Below are 14,204 nucleotides of genomic sequence, written 5' to 3' on the forward strand. Positions count from 1 at the left end.
GCGCCGGACAGGCCCGATCGCGGCGGGCCGAACACGCATCTTCGCCGCGCACCACGCGCGCCTAGATCTTGTTCACCTTCACCTTGGCGCCCTTCGCGGGCCCCAGCTTGTGATCCAGATAGATCTTGTTCGCCGTGATCCGGGCCCGCTCCGGATAGCTGTCGAACGCGCGGACGCGAGCGCTCTCGGAGCCACCGAGCTGCGTGCCGTCCTCGTAGGTCTCGAGCCCGAGCCGCGACGCAATGGCGCCGGCAAGATCGCGCACCGCCGCTCGATCGTTGAACGTCGCCTGCTTCGCCTCATACACGATGGTCGTCTCGCCATGGGAATTGATGGAAATCGACAGATCGCTGTTTTCCTGGCCGATGTTCAGCGTTTCGTTTTTCTGCATGAATCCCTCCATTAGTCAACGGTGTGGTCGTAACAGGCTCAAGCGCCATGACGCGCATGACGAACTGACCGTTGAAAAATACGTGCTCGCGTAAAAGCGCGCAAGGCCGGCGCAACGCGTCCGGCCAAGTCGCAAGCACATCGCGCGCGGGTGGCACGCCACCTCGCGTGCCACCGCGCACTGGACGACACGCGCATGCCGCGCGCGCCGCCCTTCGAGAGGCACTCACCCGCCCATCACCGCCCGCCCGGCAACGCGATATCGACCAGCACCGGATCATGATCCGATGAACGATACGCATCCGGCGCGTAATACGTGCGCTGCTGCTCGGCCGTCTTGTACGCGAGCGTGTACTGCAGCGCGACCGGCTCGTCCGCATTGATGTGCCATTCGTGCACGGCCTTCACGTGCGCCGCGAGCGGCAGCGTTGCGAGTGCGTGATCGAGATAGCCCGCTTCGCCGTTGTACACGTAGCTGTAGGCCTTGTCGCCCAGCCAGCGCGACACGAGGTTGCGATAGCCGCGCGACTCGAGCAGGCGGATCGGATCCTCGTGCGTGTAGCTGTTGAAATCGCCGATCAGCAACACGCCCTTGCTCGACGCGCCGGTCGGCGTGCCCGCGAGCCAGTCGGCGAGCTTCGCCGCCGCGCGCGTGCGCGTCGGGTTCCAGCAACCCTGGCCGTCGCCCTGATCGAGATCGTCGTTGGTTGCGTCCGGGCAGTTCTTCGATTTCAGATGGTTCACCGCGACGGTCAGCGCATGCTTGCCGCCGATGCGCCGGAACGTCTGCGCGAGCGGCTGGCGGTTCTTGTCGTCGATCGCGAGCGTGGCCGCGCGGCCGACCGGTTCGACCTTGCGGCTGTCGTAGATCAGCGCGACCGCGATCGCGTCGCCGCCGAGCCGCGACGTGCCCGGGTCGACCACGCGCCAGCCGTCGCCGAGCTTCGCCGCGAGCTGACGCACCGCGCTCAGTTCGCCGTAGCCGTTGTTCTGGATTTCCATCAGGCCGATCACGTCGGCATCGAGCGCCTTCAGCGCGCTGACGATCTTCGCGTCCTGGCGCACGAACTCCTGATAGGTCTTCGCGCCGCGGTTGTTCGGATCGTCGAAGCCGCCGCCGAGGCCGTTTCCATTGAAATAATTAAGGACATTGAACGAAGCGACGCGCAGGTTCGCGTGCCGATCGCGCGCGGGCGCCGCGGTGCGCGGATTCGCGCGTGCATCGAACGCCGGCGCGGGTGCGCCAGGCACCGGCTGCAGGCGCCACGCGCCGTAGCGCATCTCGAGCACGCCTTCGACGTTGCTGACCGTGTAGCCCGCGCGCAGCGTGTTCGCGGCGGACAGTGCGGGCGACGGATACGGCACGGTCGCGGGGTTCTGCTTGTTCGAGCCGTCGTCGAGCACGAGCCGGTTGCGCGCGTTCGCGTCGATTTGCGACTGCGCCTGCGCGGGCGGCACGACGCTCGTCGGCGTGCGCAGGCGGCCGTTGCTGAGCAGCACGCTGCCGTAGCGGCCGAGCTCGTAGTTGTCGGCGACGTTCAGCTTCTGCGGCAGCCGCACGAGCATGCCTTCATACGCGGCGAACGTATTCACGTTGTCGACGGGCAGCGTGAGCGTCGCGGGCGTGACCGACTGGCCGCTCGCGCACACCGCGATGCCGCCCGACAGCGTGAGCTGCGTCTGCCCGTACTTCTCCTCGACCTTGCCCGTCACATGGACGAGATCGCCGGCCTTCGCACGCACTTTCGGCGCATAGACGAACAGCCCCTCGGAGACGCCCGGCTGGTTGCGGCGCTGCGGGTCCGCCTGCTGGACGAAGAAGCCGCTGAAACCGTCCGCGCCGCCGAAATCGGCGGTGACGACGGCTTCGATCGACACGGTCTGGCCGGCAAGCGGCGACGGCGCGCCCGGGCCTTGGATCTCGGCGATCGGCGTCGCGCTGCCGCCGCAGGTCGAGCTGACGGGCGCGGCCGTGGCCGCAAACGCCGGCGCGGCAGCGAGAGCGGGCAGGAGCAACAGGGTGGCAAGCGAGGAAATCGGAGGGCGCATGACGGAGAACCCGGGTTGTGAGGGTCGCGAAAGCTTAGCAACACAAAGTGACAGTTTCTAGTAACGGCGAGACAGGGAGATGTAATTCGCCCGGAATGGACTTGTTTCGCATTCCGCAACGCTGCGCGCTTGTGCATGCGTCATCGAAATATTGTCCGTTGCGCTGCGCGAAAGACATGCGTGCATCGACGCCGGGCCCGGCCAGCAAGCCGGAAGCAATCGGAACGGTATGCGGCGGAACGCGTGTTCAACCCGTGGCGATTGAATCGTGCGCCGACCTCGTCGCGTCGTTCATTGCGAATTCGATCGAAACGCAATGATCGTGGACACTGGAGCCCATGAAGCCAGTCGGGTCTTTATCGTGGAGTCCATACGATCTGGATGCCTTGCCTCTTGACTGCCGGAGGGAAAAACGCAAAAGTAGGCAACGCGTGCGCCGTGGGAACCGGCCGCGCAACGCATCGACCGTTCATGTCCCGCCTGACCACGTAGTTGCTGTGCTTCCTGGAATGCCTCGGATATTTCAGGCGGGTTTGCGGCCTTCGACGACGCACATCTCGGCGAAGGCCGCCTTTCTCCTTGTTCGACGCTCGCCGCGATCAGCCTTTCCCCTTCGATTGGTTCAACGCCACCGCCGCCTTCACGAGCGCTTTCAACGCGGTCTCGTCGATCTTCTCGCCTTCGCGGAAATCGATGGCCCGCCGCGTGTTCCCTTCAAGACTGGAATTGAACAGGCCCGCCGGATCCTTCAGCGCCGCCCCCTTGGCGAAGGTCATCTTCACGACGCTCTTGTAGGTCTCGCCGGTGCAGAGGATGCCGTCGTGCGACCACACCGGCACGCCGCGCCACTTCCATTCCTCGACGACGTCAGGGTCCGCATCCTTGACCAGCGCACGTAGCCGCCCGAGCATCTCGCCGCGCCAATCGCCGAGCTCCTCGATTCTCGCGTCGATCAATCGAGCGGCGGACACGCCGCCCACGTCCTGCGATTCGTCTTTCGCCATGCCTCATTCTCCTCAAACGCGAACACCTTCATTCCGGCCGGGCCAGCACGCCCTCCAGCGCCGTGAAGAACTTCGGCCATCCGTACTTCGCGCCCTGGAACGCCTGCTCCTGATCGGGCCGGAAGCCGACCTGCTCCATGCGCAGCAGCGTGCCCGCTTGCGTCGGCGTGAGCGTCCATGTGACGACGCTGTCGAGCCCCAGCGCGGCCCATGTGTACGACAGCGAACGGTTCGGCTCGACCGCCAGCACCCGGCACTCGACCGCGCCCCAATCCGCGCTGAGCCTGAAGCGATGATCGACGGCCGGCGCGAAGTCGTTCTTCATCAGCCACGCCTCGAGCAGATGCGGCTGCGTGAGCGCACGCCAGATTTTCTCCGGCGGATACGGCACTTCGCGTTCGACGACGACGGAACGCGTTTCGATCGGGGCGGCATTCACTGATCCATCCTCCTGAGCAGATCTTCGAGCTGGTCGAAGCGGCGTTGCCAGAAGCCTGTCATCTGGCTCGTCCAGTCGATCAGCGGGGCCAGCGCGCCGAGCTGCGCGCTGTAGTGGGTCTGGCGGCCCTCGTGACGGTCGCGCACGAGCCCCGCCTGCTTCAGCACGCCGAGATGCTTCGACACGGCCGGTTGCGAGATTCCCGCCTCGGCCGTCAGCGCGCCGACCGTCTGCTCGCCTTCGCGGCACAGGCGCTCGAAAATGGCGCGCCGCGTCGGGTCGGCAAGCGTTCTGAACAGCACATCGTGAGCATTCGACATTCTCAATCCATAACCAACCAGCTATGGATTGACTATAGGCGAAGATCGGCGCGAGTCAAGCGTCAGCGCAACGGCCCGTCCGCCGCGAGCACGTACTGCACCGACGGCCGGCTGCGCACGCGCGCGTACCAGGCGGCGAGATGCGCATACGGCCCGAGGTCGATGTCCGCGTTGTACACCGACTGCATCCACGCGGCCTTGCCCCAGCCCGTCAGCGCGAACAGATAAGCATCCGCGACGGTGAACGCGTCGCCGGTCAGGTAGGTCCGGCCGTCGAGCTGGCGGTCGATCCACGCGAAGCGGCTGGCGAGCTTCTGCCGCGCCGGGTCGACGTACTTCCCCGCCTGCACCGCATACAGCAGCGGGATGAAGCCTTTGTGGATCTCGGCCGACAGGAAGTTGAGCCATTCGATCAACCGATAGCGCGCGAGCGTGCCGAAGGCCGGCGCGAGCCCCGCTTCCGGGCGCTGGTCCGCGAGATATTGCGCAATGGCGGGGCCTTCGCGCAGCGTCGTGCCGTCGGCGAGCGCGAGCAACGGCACGTAGCCGAGTTCGGTCACGTCGTAGTAGTTGCCACCGTCTTCGACGAGATGCCTGCGTGCGTCGACCTTGACGACCTCCGCGTCGAGGTTCAGTTCGCGCAGCACGATGCAGATGGCCTGCGAGCAGCTGCCGGGGGCGTGGTAGAGCTTCATGGTCTTCCTTGATGTTCCGATGCCGATTTATCGATTCGCCGCGACGCGGGCGCTAATATCTCGCATCGACGCATCGACGAGAAGACGGCAGAAGTTTGTGCCGTGGTCACAAAAAATTTACCTACCGGGCCCGCAGGATGAAAACGAGTGCGACAGGATGTTCCGTTGAAGAAGCCATGCGCCTGCTCGGCGGCCGCTGGCGGCTGCTGCTGGCGTCGTACCTGCTCGACGGGCCGAAGCGCTTCAGCGACCTGCGGCGCGACGTGCCGGGCATCTCGCAGCGGATGCTGACGCTCGACCTGCGCGCGCTCGAGGAAGCGGGGCTCGTGCGGCGCACCGTCTATCCGGAAGTGCCGGTGCGGGTCGAATACGACCTGACCGAAGACGGCGAACGGCTGCGGCCGGTCGTCGACGTGATGCGGGATTTCGGTCTGTGGCTGAAGGCGCGCGATGCGGACGCGGCATGCGCACACGTGTCCTGCCCGATGATCGAGGAAACCGATGAAGCGTGACGTTCGTGCCCGGCCGTTGCTGCGCTTCGCCGCGGCCTGCTTCGCCTGTTGCGCGCTGCCGCTCGCCGCGCAAGCCGCCAAACCGCTGCCGTCGTTCAAGGTCGACAACGACGTGACCGCCCGCGTCGAACGCGCCGACAGCGCGCATTTCACCGTCCGCTTCCTGCCGGGCGGCAAGACGCAGACGCTCGACGTCGGTACCGCCGACGAGGAGGGCCATTACGGCTTCGAACCCGCCGACTACAACTTCGATGGCCACCAGGATCTCGCGCTCGCCGCGACGCTCGGCCAGGTCAACCGCAACTACGCGATCTACCTGTACGACGCGGCCCGGCAACGCTTCGAGCCGTTGCGCATGCCGCCGAACGACGCACCGCACGGCAACTGCGACGGGCTGATCAATGTCGCCGTCAAGCCGAAGGAACGCATGCTGTACAGCTCATGCCGAGGCGGCCCGATCTGGTACACCGATGCGTATCGCTACGACGGCAGCGGCCGGCTGTATCTCCATCAGTCGACCGAGGCGATTCCCGACGACGTATCGATGCTGCTCGACGGCGCACCCGGCGACGGGCCGCCAACGATGCTGCTGACCTACGACGCGCATGGCAGGCGGATCGCGCGTCGTCCGGAGGCCTACGGCGGCGGCAAGCTCACACTCAAGGTGCAGGTCGCTCGGCTGCCGCTGCACGACGCGATGACGGATGCGCCGACGAAGCGCTATGTCGTTGCAGGCGACACGCTGGAGCTGCTCGACGCGAGCCCCGACTTTCGCTGGCTGAGGGTGCTGTATCGCAATCCGCGCGTGGGCGCGGTGTCGGGCTGGGTCCGCGTGGAGGAAGCGACGAAAGGCTGACGCGCGCGCCGCGAGCCGTTCGACTGCGTGCTGTGCTGGTCGACGGCTGAGCGCCCGCCGCGCCACTGCCGCCCCTACGCGGCCTGCGCAACCGCCTTGATGTTGAACGCGCGCAGCAAGTCCTCGCAGAACGCGTCGACGATCGGCTTGTCGGCCGCGCTGCGCTTCATTGCGAGATGCAGCGGCACGTCGAAGCCGAAGCTGTCGCGGCCGATCGCGCGCACGAGGCCGCGCTGCTCGAACGGCTCCGCGTGGTGCGCGGGCAGGTAGCCGAGATGTCCGCCCGACAGGATCAGGATCGTCGCGGCCTCGATGCTGTCCGCGCTCGCGGTCACGCGCCGCTCGGGCAGCGGGCAGGTTTCCTCCGGCACCGGATAGGTGCGCCACACCCAGTCGTGCGCCTGCAGGTCGGTGGCCGTCACGGGGCGCGACGCATGGAACAGCGGATGCCCGCGCCCGCAGTAGATCACCTGCCGCTCGGCGAACAGCGGCGTATACAGCAGCCCCGGCACGCGATGCCAGAAATAGCCGATCGCGAGATCGAGCTGGTTGTTGACGAGGCTTTCCTCGAGCTCCTGCGGTGAAGCGACCTTCATCGCGAACGTCACGGCCTGGTCGCGCTTGCGAAACGCGCCGATCGCTTCCGCGACGCGCGCGTTCTCGACGAGCGGCGCCTGCCCGATCAGGCCGATCGACAGCGTGCCGACCAGCTTGCGGTCGATGTCGCGCACCCGCGCGACGAACTCGGACGTCGCGGTGACGAGCGTGCGCGCGGTCGCCGCGAAGCGCTCGCCCTTCGACGTCAGCCGAAAGCCGCCGCGGCCGCGGTCGCACAGCTTGAAGCCGACCCGCGCCTCGAGCGCGGAGAGCTGCGTGCTGATCGTCGACTGCCGCACGCCGAGCGACGCCTCGGCGGCGGTGATGCCGCGCGCGTCGACGACGGCCAGGAACACCCTGATGAGCCGGAGATCGAGATCGGTGGTATTCGAGAACATGCTGAATGCCGCTGCGCGTGCGCGCGTTGCGTCGGCCCGGCATGCGCACTGTGCGCCGCCTGCCGCCATCGCCGATGCATCCGTTCGACCGCGCGCGCCGCCATCGGCATCGGCGCGCGCCGCGGACTGTCTCCTTCGTGCACGCGGCAGCCCCGCGCGGGCCGCCGCGCGTCGTTACATCGGGAAGCCCATCGCCTTGATGCCGTTGATCCACGCGCGCTTCCAGCCGCCTTCGGCATCCGCGCCGTCGAACGCATGGAACGTGATCTTCGCGGCCACCCAGCGCATCGGCTCCGGCGGGATGTAGCTCGGGCTCTGGTTCGCGATGTCGAGCTGGCGTTCCGGGCTGTCGCGATCGAACAGGATGTTCAGCCCCATGAACGCGCCGAACCGGCTCGCCGCGACGCCGAAGCCCGTGTAGCCGGCGACGAACACCGCCTTGCCGCCGAGATAGCGCTTCGCGAACACCGAACCGCGCGAGCAGTAGTCGATCGGGCCGCCCCACGCGTGCGAGAAACGCACGTCGCACAGTTGCGGGAAGGTCCGGTAGAACGCCTGCGCGAGCCGGTGGTAGGTTTCGCGCTCGCCGTCCTGGCGCGGCGCCGGATCGCCGTCGAAGTGATAGCTGACGAGGCCGCCGAAGATGATGTTGTTGTGCTTCGTCAGCCGGAAGTAATTGAGCTGCGTGCGCGTGTCGTACACGCCCTGGCGGTTCTTCCAGCCGATCCGCGCAAGCTGCGCGTCGGTGAGCGGCTCGGTCGCGAGCACATGGTCGCGCACCTGCATTACGCGGCGGTTGATGTCGGGAATCCCGACTTTCGCGGTGCCGCTGCCGAACACCACGCGCGGCGCGCGCACGCTGCCCTTCGGCGTCGTCACGTACACCGTGCCGCCTTCGTCGGTCACCGTCATGAGCGGCGTGTGCTCGTACAGCTTCACGCCGAGCGACAGCGCCGCGCGCTTCAGGCCCCACGCGAGCTTCGCCGGATGCACGATGCCGCTGCGGTTGCGCGACCACAGCGCGCCCGCGAACAGCGGCGACGCGAGCTGCGCGAGCGTCTCGTCGCGGTCGAGCAGCACCACATCGTGGCCGTACTCGCGGTGCAGGTCGTAGTCGCCGCGCAGGTGCGCGAGATGGTCGGGATCGACCGCGACGGTCATCTCGCCGTTCCATTCGATATCGGCGTCGATGTCATAGCGCTTCAGCGTCTCCTCGAAGCCGTCGAGGTTGTGGTGGCCGAAGGTTTCGAGCTGCGCGATGTCGTTCGGAAACACGCGCACCGCGTTCGGCAGCCCGTGCATCACCGACGTCGAGATGATCCCGCCCGCGCGGCCCGACGCGCCGTGCGCGACCTTGTCCGCCTCGATCAGCACCACGTTCAGGTGCGGCATCTGTTCCTTGGCCTGCACGGCCGCCCACAGCCCCGTGAAGCCGCCGCCGACGATCAGCAGGTCGGCGCGCGCGTCGCCGACGAGTTCGGGCTCGGGCGCCGGCGCGGCCGGGTTGTCGAGCCAGTACGGGAACAGCTTCGTATCGGCGAGCGCCTCGTCGACGCTCAATGCGGCCGGCGCGCCACGCAGTGCGTGGGGCGTGGCCGGCGCGGTCTGTTTCGCTTCCTTGACTTCCATGTTCCTGATCTCAGCCATGACATTGCATCGCGGCACGCGCCGCCGTCGCGCGCGTCGCACGGACGACGCGCGGCAGCGGCCACGGGCATCACGCCTTCTCGAGCAGCACGTAGAACTTCTTCGCGTCCTCGAGCGTTTCCCAGCGGCCCGCGAAGCCGGCCGGCAGCAGGTAGCCCTCGCCCGGCGCGAATTCCCGGCGATTGCCTTCGACGTCGGTCAATGCGATCCGGCCCTCGACGAGCCACACGGCTTCGTCTGCGGCGGTTTCCGGGAAGTCGACCGCGCCGACCTTGCCCTCCCACCAGCCGACGATGTAGTTGCCGCTGTTGCCTTCGGCCGCGCGCCAGTCGCTTTCGTCCATGCCGAAATCGAGCTTCGTGAAGGCGCCGACGTTGGCGCCGAGCGGCAGGATGTCCTTGATCAATTTAGTCATCTGAAGTGTTCGCGTCGTGATTGAGAAAGCAGGAGCAACGTTACGCATTCGCGCGGCCCCGGTATGCCCCCCTTCGGGGGGGACAAGCGGCGTTTTCCTCGGCCCGTGGCGCATGGCCGTACTTCCCCTTACAGACGCGCGCCGTTCCGAACGCTACAATCCGCGGGCTTTCCACCCCGGGGAATCCGCATGCTGCTCAACGTGAACCCCTTCCCTCGCGACGGCGAAACGTGCAACGTGTCGTTCAAGACGTTGGGCGAACTCATCGAGACCGTCGGCACCCCGCATTTCGTGCCGCGGCTGACCCAGCTGCTGAACCAGGTGGTGCCGCTCGACGTCGCGCATGTCGAACGTTCGCGGGTCGACGGCACGATGCCGACCGGCTACCGGTGCGAGTGGATCGGCAGCAGCGGCATCGGCACGGCGTCGTCGGAGATCTCCGACGTGATGACGCTCTACTACGAGCGCTTCCTCGACAGCGACCCGCTGTTCGCGGGCCTGCGCGGCAAGACGGGCACGCTGCTCGTGGTGCGCGACATCGCCGCGATCCCGCCCGGCGAATTCCGCCAGCGCCTGTTCGACGACGTGCGCATCGGGCACGAATGCGTGCTCGCGCGCGGCACCCGCTACTCGCAGCATTCGATCGCGCTGGAGCGCGGGCGCGACCAGCCGCCGTTCACGCTCGCCGAGATGAACCGCTTTCGCAGCGTCAGCGATGTGCTGTTCCCGCTGCTCGAACTGCACGCGTCGACCACCGCCGCGCGGCGCGTCGCGCACCCGACGCCCGACCGCCATCCGCTCGCGCAATTCGACGCGCGCCTCGCGGCGGACGGCATCCGCCTGTCGAAGCGCGAATACGAAACCTGCAAGCACCTGCTGTCGGGCAAGACGGTGCCCGAAACCGCCGACATCCTCGGCGTGCGCGTCGCATCGGCGGAGTCGTACGTGAAGCGCGCGTTCGCGAAGCTCGGCGTGCGCACCAAGCGCGAGCTGGCCGCGTGGGGCAGCGCCGTGCCCGATGCGCTCGCGGGCTGACCGGCATTCCGCAGCCTCCCCCGCTTGCATCGAATCCGCTCGATGTAAACGTTGCGACTTCGAAATCTTCGCGCGGGCGTTCTCCTCTACCATCGGCCGATCGTTGTTCACCAGACAGAGGAGACGGCCCCCATGCACCGCGAACTGAACCAGCCGATGGGCGGCAACGAGATGCCGCGCTTCGGCGGCATCGCCACGATGATGCGTCTGCCGCAGGCCGACACGACCGACGGGCTCGACGCGTGCTTCGTCGGCGTGCCGCTCGATCTCGGCACGTCGAACCGGTCGGGCGCGCGCTTCGGCCCGCGCCAGATCCGCAGCGAATCCGTGCTGCTGCGCCCGTACAACATGGCGACGCGCGCCGCGCCGTTCGATTCGCTGCAGGTGGCCGACCTCGGCGACGTCGCGACCAACCCGTACGACCTGAAGGACTCGGTGCGCCGCATCGAGGCCGCCTACGACGCGATCGTCGCGAACGGCTGCCGGCCGATTACGCTCGGCGGCGACCACACGATCGCGTGGCCGATCCTGCGCGCGCTGCACCGCAAGTACGGCAAGGTCGCGGTGGTGCACGTCGACGCGCACGCGGACGTCAACGACACGATGTTCGGCGAGAAGATCGCGCACGGCACGCCGTTCCGCCGCGCGGTGGAGGACGGCCTCCTGCAGTGCGACAAGGTCACGCAGATCGGCCTGCGCGGCACCGGCTACCACGCCGACGATTTCGACTGGTGCCGCGAGCAGGGCTTCCGCGTCGTCCAGGCCGAGGAATGCTGGAACAAGTCGCTCGCGCCGCTGATGCAGGAAGTGCGCGAGCGGATCGGCGACACCCCCGTCTACATCAGCTTCGACATCGACGGCATCGACCCGGCCTACGCGCCGGGCACCGGCACGCCGGAAGTCGGCGGCCTGACGGTGCAGCAAGGGCTCGAGATCGTGCGCGGGATGAAGGGACTCAATCTCGTCGGCGCCGATCTCGTCGAAGTGTCGCCGCCTTACGACCCGGTCGGCACGACCGCGCTCGTCGGCGCGAATCTCGCGTTCGAGATGCTCTGCGTGATGCCGGGCGTCGCCTACCGTTGAACCCGACCATCAGGATCGCCACCATGTCCATCGCACCGCTTTCCCCCGCCGCCGCCGCGACGCTCGTGCTGCCCGCCGCGCGCATCGCCGGCGAACATATCCGCGCGCACGCCGACGATGCCGGCGCGCCGCTGTTCAACGCCGCGACCGGCGACACGCTCGGCTGGCAGGAATTCGCTTCGGCCGAGCACGTCGACCGCGCGGTGCGCACCGCGCGCGATGCGCTCGCCGGCTGGTGCGACACGCCGCCCGCCGCGCGCGGCAAGATCCTCGCGAAGATCGCCGAGCTGGTCGAAGCCGACCGCGCGCGCCTCGCGGCGCTGCAGATGCAGGTCAGCGGCAAGCCGCCGCTCGAGGCCGATGCCGACGTCGGTGACATCGCCGCGACGTTCGCGTACTACGCCGCGCTGTGCGCCGATCCGGCGACGTTCGCGGCGGAACCGGTCGCGCTGCCGAGCGAGACCGTGACGGCCGAGCGCTTTTACGATGCGCTCGGCGTGGCCGCGCTGATCGTGCCGTGGAATTTCCCGATGGTGACGACCGCGTGGAAGCTCGCGCCCGCGCTGGCCGCCGGCTGCGCGGCGGTGCTCAAGCCGTCGGAACTGACGTCGCCGGCCGAACACGCGCTGCTCGACATCGTCGCCGAGGCCGGCGTGCCGGACGGCGTCGTGAACATCGTGAACGGCGGCGCGGATGTCGGCGCGGCGCTCGCCGCGCATCCGCTGATCGACAAGATCTCGTTCACCGGCAGCACCGCCGCCGGCAGGAAAGTGATGCGCGCCGCCGCCGACGACATGAAGCGCGTGACGCTCGAGCTTGGCGGCAAGTCCGCGCTGATCGTCCGCGATGACGCCGATCTCGATGCTGCGGTGGCGCTCGCGGTTGCCGGCGCCTTCACGAACGCGGGCCAGATGTGCTCGGCCACCGCGCGCATTCTCGTGCACGACAGCCTGTATCGCAGCTTCATGGCCGCGTTCGAGACGGCCGTGCGCGCGCTCGTCGTCGCGCCGCCGGAGGCGGCGAACGTCGCGATGGGGCCGCTGATCTCGGCTGCACACCGCGCGCGCGTCGAGGCAATGCTGCGGCAGGGGATCGACAGCGGCGCGCAGGTCGCGTTCAGCGGCCGCGTGGCCGACGCGCGCGGCGACGGCTACTTCATGGCGCCGGTCGTGATCGCGGAACCGGCCGCCGACAACGTGCTGTGGGCCGACGAAGTGTTCGGCCCGGTCGCGTGCGTGAAGTCGTTTCGCACCGACGACGAGGCGATCGCGCTCGCGAACGACACGCGCTACGGGCTCGTCGCAACTGTCGTCACGCGCGACGCGGCGCAGGCGAAGCGTTATCAGGCACGCGTGCGCGCGGGGCTCGTGTGGATCAATACGCCGCAGCTCATTTATCCGCACGTGTGCTGGGGCGGGTTCGGCTTGAGCGGGATCGGCCGTGAACTCGGTGTCGCGGGGCTGCGCAGCTATCAGGAGCTGCGGCACGCGATGCGCGCGATCGACTGATAGTGCCGGCGCGCGTGTCAGCCGCCTTTACACGTCGATGACGACGAGCGTCCCGTGGCTGCCGGGCAGGACGGCGTGTGCAGTCCCTGCCAACGCGAGATACATCTGCCCGGCTTCCACGGCGACCGTCTCCGCGCCGACCTGAAGCAGAAGCCGTCCGTCGACGACCAGCAAACCCTCGTTGTAGTCGTGAATCTCCTCGTCGTAGGGCTGCGCATCCATGCGAAGCACCTTGACGTTGGCCGGGCCTACTTTGCCGACAAGCGAGGATTTCCATGCTTGCGTTTGCTCGGCAGCGACGGATGTGAAATCGACGAGGGGCATCGGACGGTCTCCTGGAAAGACACGAGTATCGTCAGAAAGCTCACACGCCTGGCGGTACAGTACGGCGGAAATTGTCCGGTACGGTGCGCTTCAGGTGCCGGTCGACGTGTACTTGCGCACCCCCAGCCGCCACGCGGCAAAGGCCACCGCCAGGAACGCGAACGCCGCCGCCGGCGCGAGCGGCAGGAACCAGTCGGGCGCGCCGAGCGGGTCGGGCTTGCAACCGCTCAAAGCGCCTTGACCATGAACACCCGAGCCGCCCCCGCCGGCTCGCACGGCACCTCGCCGAACACGCGATACCCGTGCTTCTCGTAGAACGCGGGCGCCTGGAACGTGATCGTATAGAGCACGGCGCGCGCGCAGCCGCGCCGTTTCGCCTCCGCTTCCGCGTCGTTCAGCAGCTTGCTGCCGAGGCCGTCCTTGCGCAGCGATTCGGGCACGTACAGCAGATCGACGAAGAACAGCCCCAGCGACGTGCGGCCGACCAGCCCGCCGAGCACTTCGCCAGTGTGCGGATCGGTCACGTAGAGATCGAGCGCGGTGTTGTCCGGCTGCCCTGTGATCGCATCGTTGAACGCGTTGAGCTTGCGGCTGATGGCGTCGCGCGCGGCGGGCTGTCCGACGGCGGCGAGCTGGATGGTGACGTTCGATTGCGCGGTCATGTGGGCAACGGGGGTCCATGGCGAAGTGGCAGGCCGGTCATTCTGACATGCCGCCCCAACTCGCAATGCTCTCGAATCGCCCAATTGGGGCACGGAATGTCAGCCGTACGACGACAAGATCCGACGCAATCGAAAATATCGTTCAAGCACATGCATTGCACGGATGTGTGATAGCGCATTCATGCCATTCGAATCGCATTCCCTCCGGTCAGTTGAAAGCATTCGTCAAGGTGGCGGCCCCACCACGCATACCACTGCGCACCGGTGGCG

General features: G+C 67.6%; 18 protein-coding genes. 6 read left to right on the forward strand and 12 right to left on the reverse strand.

What is annotated here, in order from left to right; translation table 11 throughout:
* Positions 1-61: 61 nt before the first annotated feature.
* Together ABFO07_RS27590 and ABFO07_RS27595 are read right to left on the reverse strand one after the other, a co-directional pair.
* Entirely contained in the window at positions 62-391 is a 330-nt protein-coding gene (locus ABFO07_RS27590; protein ID WP_059883523.1) for a hypothetical protein, read from the reverse strand.
* Between the two features lie 236 nt (positions 392-627).
* Complete coding sequence (locus ABFO07_RS27595) at positions 628-2,439, reverse strand: ExeM/NucH family extracellular endonuclease (protein ID WP_347468949.1); 1,812 nt, start codon at positions 2,437-2,439, stop codon at positions 628-630.
* 101 nt (positions 2,440-2,540) lie between these two features.
* Here ABFO07_RS27595 and ABFO07_RS27600 point away from each other — a divergent pair, with 101 nt between their 5' ends.
* Complete coding sequence (locus ABFO07_RS27600) at positions 2,541-2,759, forward strand: hypothetical protein (RefSeq protein WP_347468951.1); 219 nt, start codon at positions 2,541-2,543, stop codon at positions 2,757-2,759.
* Between the two features lie 279 nt (positions 2,760-3,038).
* Here the strand turns inward: ABFO07_RS27600 and ABFO07_RS27605 are convergent, their stop codons facing one another.
* The 4 genes from ABFO07_RS27605 to ABFO07_RS27620 all read right to left on the reverse strand — a co-directional run bounded on the left by ABFO07_RS27605 (position 3,039) and on the right by ABFO07_RS27620 (position 4,897).
* Entirely contained in the window at positions 3,039-3,443 is a 405-nt protein-coding gene (locus ABFO07_RS27605; RefSeq protein WP_059564189.1) for a DUF1801 domain-containing protein, read from the reverse strand.
* 28 nt (positions 3,444-3,471) lie between these two features.
* On the reverse strand, positions 3,472-3,882 hold the full coding sequence (locus tag ABFO07_RS27610) for an SRPBCC family protein (RefSeq protein ID WP_059883529.1): 411 nt from the start codon (positions 3,880-3,882) through the stop codon (positions 3,472-3,474).
* Positions 3,879-4,202, reverse strand: a complete 324-nt coding sequence (locus ABFO07_RS27615) for an ArsR/SmtB family transcription factor (RefSeq protein ID WP_017330601.1) — start codon at positions 4,200-4,202, stop codon at positions 3,879-3,881. Before ABFO07_RS27615 ends, ABFO07_RS27610 begins: the two co-directional genes overlap by 4 nt.
* Positions 4,203-4,264: 62 nt before the next feature.
* The gene (locus ABFO07_RS27620; RefSeq protein ID WP_059985609.1) at positions 4,265-4,897 is read right to left on the reverse strand and encodes a glutathione binding-like protein; all 633 of its coding nucleotides are present in this window, start codon (positions 4,895-4,897) and stop codon (positions 4,265-4,267) included.
* 137 nt (positions 4,898-5,034) lie between these two features.
* Here ABFO07_RS27620 and ABFO07_RS27625 point away from each other — a divergent pair, with 137 nt between their 5' ends.
* Positions 5,035-5,409, forward strand: a complete 375-nt coding sequence (locus tag ABFO07_RS27625; protein ID WP_059807526.1) for a winged helix-turn-helix transcriptional regulator — start codon at positions 5,035-5,037, stop codon at positions 5,407-5,409.
* Positions 5,399-6,265 (forward strand): XAC2610-related protein, encoded by an 867-nt coding sequence (locus ABFO07_RS27630; RefSeq protein WP_060014241.1) that lies wholly within the window; start codon positions 5,399-5,401, stop codon positions 6,263-6,265. Before ABFO07_RS27625 ends, ABFO07_RS27630 begins: the two co-directional genes overlap by 11 nt.
* 74 nt (positions 6,266-6,339) lie before the next feature.
* On the opposite strand, the gene ABFO07_RS27635 is transcribed toward ABFO07_RS27630, so the two are convergent.
* From ABFO07_RS27635 to ABFO07_RS27645, 3 genes are all read right to left on the reverse strand, one after another.
* A complete protein-coding gene (locus tag ABFO07_RS27635) occupies positions 6,340-7,260 on the reverse strand; it encodes a LysR family transcriptional regulator (protein WP_059564242.1) in 921 nt (306 codons plus the stop codon).
* 174 nt (positions 7,261-7,434) lie between these two features.
* Positions 7,435-8,889, reverse strand: coding sequence for an NAD(P)/FAD-dependent oxidoreductase (locus ABFO07_RS27640; protein ID WP_059564194.1), 1,455 nt, complete (start codon positions 8,887-8,889; stop codon positions 7,435-7,437).
* Between the two features lie 88 nt (positions 8,890-8,977).
* Positions 8,978-9,322 (reverse strand): cupin domain-containing protein, encoded by a 345-nt coding sequence (locus ABFO07_RS27645; RefSeq protein ID WP_059564195.1) that lies wholly within the window; start codon positions 9,320-9,322, stop codon positions 8,978-8,980.
* A gap of 189 nt (positions 9,323-9,511) precedes the next feature.
* Here ABFO07_RS27645 and ABFO07_RS27650 point away from each other — a divergent pair, with 189 nt between their 5' ends.
* The 3 genes from ABFO07_RS27650 (at position 9,512) to ABFO07_RS27660 (ending at position 12,948) form a co-directional block, all read left to right on the forward strand.
* The gene (locus ABFO07_RS27650) at positions 9,512-10,357 is read left to right on the forward strand and encodes a helix-turn-helix transcriptional regulator (RefSeq protein ID WP_059883538.1); all 846 of its coding nucleotides are present in this window, start codon (positions 9,512-9,514) and stop codon (positions 10,355-10,357) included.
* Between the two features lie 132 nt (positions 10,358-10,489).
* On the forward strand, positions 10,490-11,440 hold the full coding sequence (speB, locus tag ABFO07_RS27655) for an agmatinase (protein WP_060014239.1): 951 nt from the start codon (positions 10,490-10,492) through the stop codon (positions 11,438-11,440).
* 23 nt (positions 11,441-11,463) lie between these two features.
* The gene (locus ABFO07_RS27660; protein ID WP_060014237.1) at positions 11,464-12,948 is read left to right on the forward strand and encodes an aldehyde dehydrogenase family protein; all 1,485 of its coding nucleotides are present in this window, start codon (positions 11,464-11,466) and stop codon (positions 12,946-12,948) included.
* 27 nt (positions 12,949-12,975) lie between these two features.
* On the opposite strand, the gene ABFO07_RS27665 is transcribed toward ABFO07_RS27660, so the two are convergent.
* The 3 genes from ABFO07_RS27665 to ABFO07_RS27675 form a co-directional block, all read right to left on the reverse strand.
* Positions 12,976-13,272 carry a cupin domain-containing protein gene (locus ABFO07_RS27665; RefSeq protein ID WP_059883543.1) on the reverse strand — a complete coding sequence of 99 codons (297 nt, stop codon included), beginning with the start codon at positions 13,270-13,272 and terminating at the stop codon, positions 12,976-12,978.
* A gap of 90 nt (positions 13,273-13,362) precedes the next feature.
* Positions 13,363-13,503, reverse strand: a complete 141-nt coding sequence (locus ABFO07_RS27670) for a hypothetical protein (protein ID WP_185626763.1) — start codon at positions 13,501-13,503, stop codon at positions 13,363-13,365.
* The gene (locus ABFO07_RS27675; RefSeq protein ID WP_059994696.1) at positions 13,500-13,934 is read right to left on the reverse strand and encodes a GNAT family N-acetyltransferase; all 435 of its coding nucleotides are present in this window, start codon (positions 13,932-13,934) and stop codon (positions 13,500-13,502) included. The genes ABFO07_RS27670 and ABFO07_RS27675 overlap by 4 nt, the downstream gene beginning before the upstream one ends.
* Positions 13,935-14,204 lie beyond the last annotated feature (270 nt).

It is taken from the genome of Burkholderia stagnalis, from assembly GCF_039848545.1.
GTDB lineage: Bacteria > Pseudomonadota > Gammaproteobacteria > Burkholderiales > Burkholderiaceae > Burkholderia > Burkholderia stagnalis.

Coding starts and splice junctions, on each gene's coding strand:
- ABFO07_RS27665 (WP_059883543.1), bottom strand. CDS start 13,272: ATGCCCCTCGTCGATTTCACATCCGTCGCTGCCGAGCAAACGCAAGCA.
- ABFO07_RS27605 (WP_059564189.1), bottom strand. CDS start 3,443: ATGGCGAAAGACGAATCGCAGGACGTGGGCGGCGTGTCCGCCGCTCGA.
- ABFO07_RS27630 (WP_060014241.1), top strand. CDS start 5,399: ATGAAGCGTGACGTTCGTGCCCGGCCGTTGCTGCGCTTCGCCGCGGCC.
- ABFO07_RS27595 (WP_347468949.1), bottom strand. CDS start 2,439: ATGCGCCCTCCGATTTCCTCGCTTGCCACCCTGTTGCTCCTGCCCGCT.
- ABFO07_RS27660 (WP_060014237.1), top strand. CDS start 11,464: ATGTCCATCGCACCGCTTTCCCCCGCCGCCGCCGCGACGCTCGTGCTG.
- ABFO07_RS27675 (WP_059994696.1), bottom strand. CDS start 13,934: ATGACCGCGCAATCGAACGTCACCATCCAGCTCGCCGCCGTCGGACAG.
- ABFO07_RS27640 (WP_059564194.1), bottom strand. CDS start 8,889: ATGGAAGTCAAGGAAGCGAAACAGACCGCGCCGGCCACGCCCCACGCA.
- ABFO07_RS27615 (WP_017330601.1), bottom strand. CDS start 4,202: ATGTCGAATGCTCACGATGTGCTGTTCAGAACGCTTGCCGACCCGACG.
- ABFO07_RS27635 (WP_059564242.1), bottom strand. CDS start 7,260: ATGTTCTCGAATACCACCGATCTCGATCTCCGGCTCATCAGGGTGTTC.
- ABFO07_RS27590 (WP_059883523.1), bottom strand. CDS start 391: ATGCAGAAAAACGAAACGCTGAACATCGGCCAGGAAAACAGCGATCTG.
- ABFO07_RS27650 (WP_059883538.1), top strand. CDS start 9,512: ATGCTGCTCAACGTGAACCCCTTCCCTCGCGACGGCGAAACGTGCAAC.
- speB (WP_060014239.1), top strand. CDS start 10,490: ATGCACCGCGAACTGAACCAGCCGATGGGCGGCAACGAGATGCCGCGC.
- ABFO07_RS27645 (WP_059564195.1), bottom strand. CDS start 9,322: ATGACTAAATTGATCAAGGACATCCTGCCGCTCGGCGCCAACGTCGGC.
- ABFO07_RS27625 (WP_059807526.1), top strand. CDS start 5,035: ATGAAAACGAGTGCGACAGGATGTTCCGTTGAAGAAGCCATGCGCCTG.
- ABFO07_RS27620 (WP_059985609.1), bottom strand. CDS start 4,897: ATGAAGCTCTACCACGCCCCCGGCAGCTGCTCGCAGGCCATCTGCATC.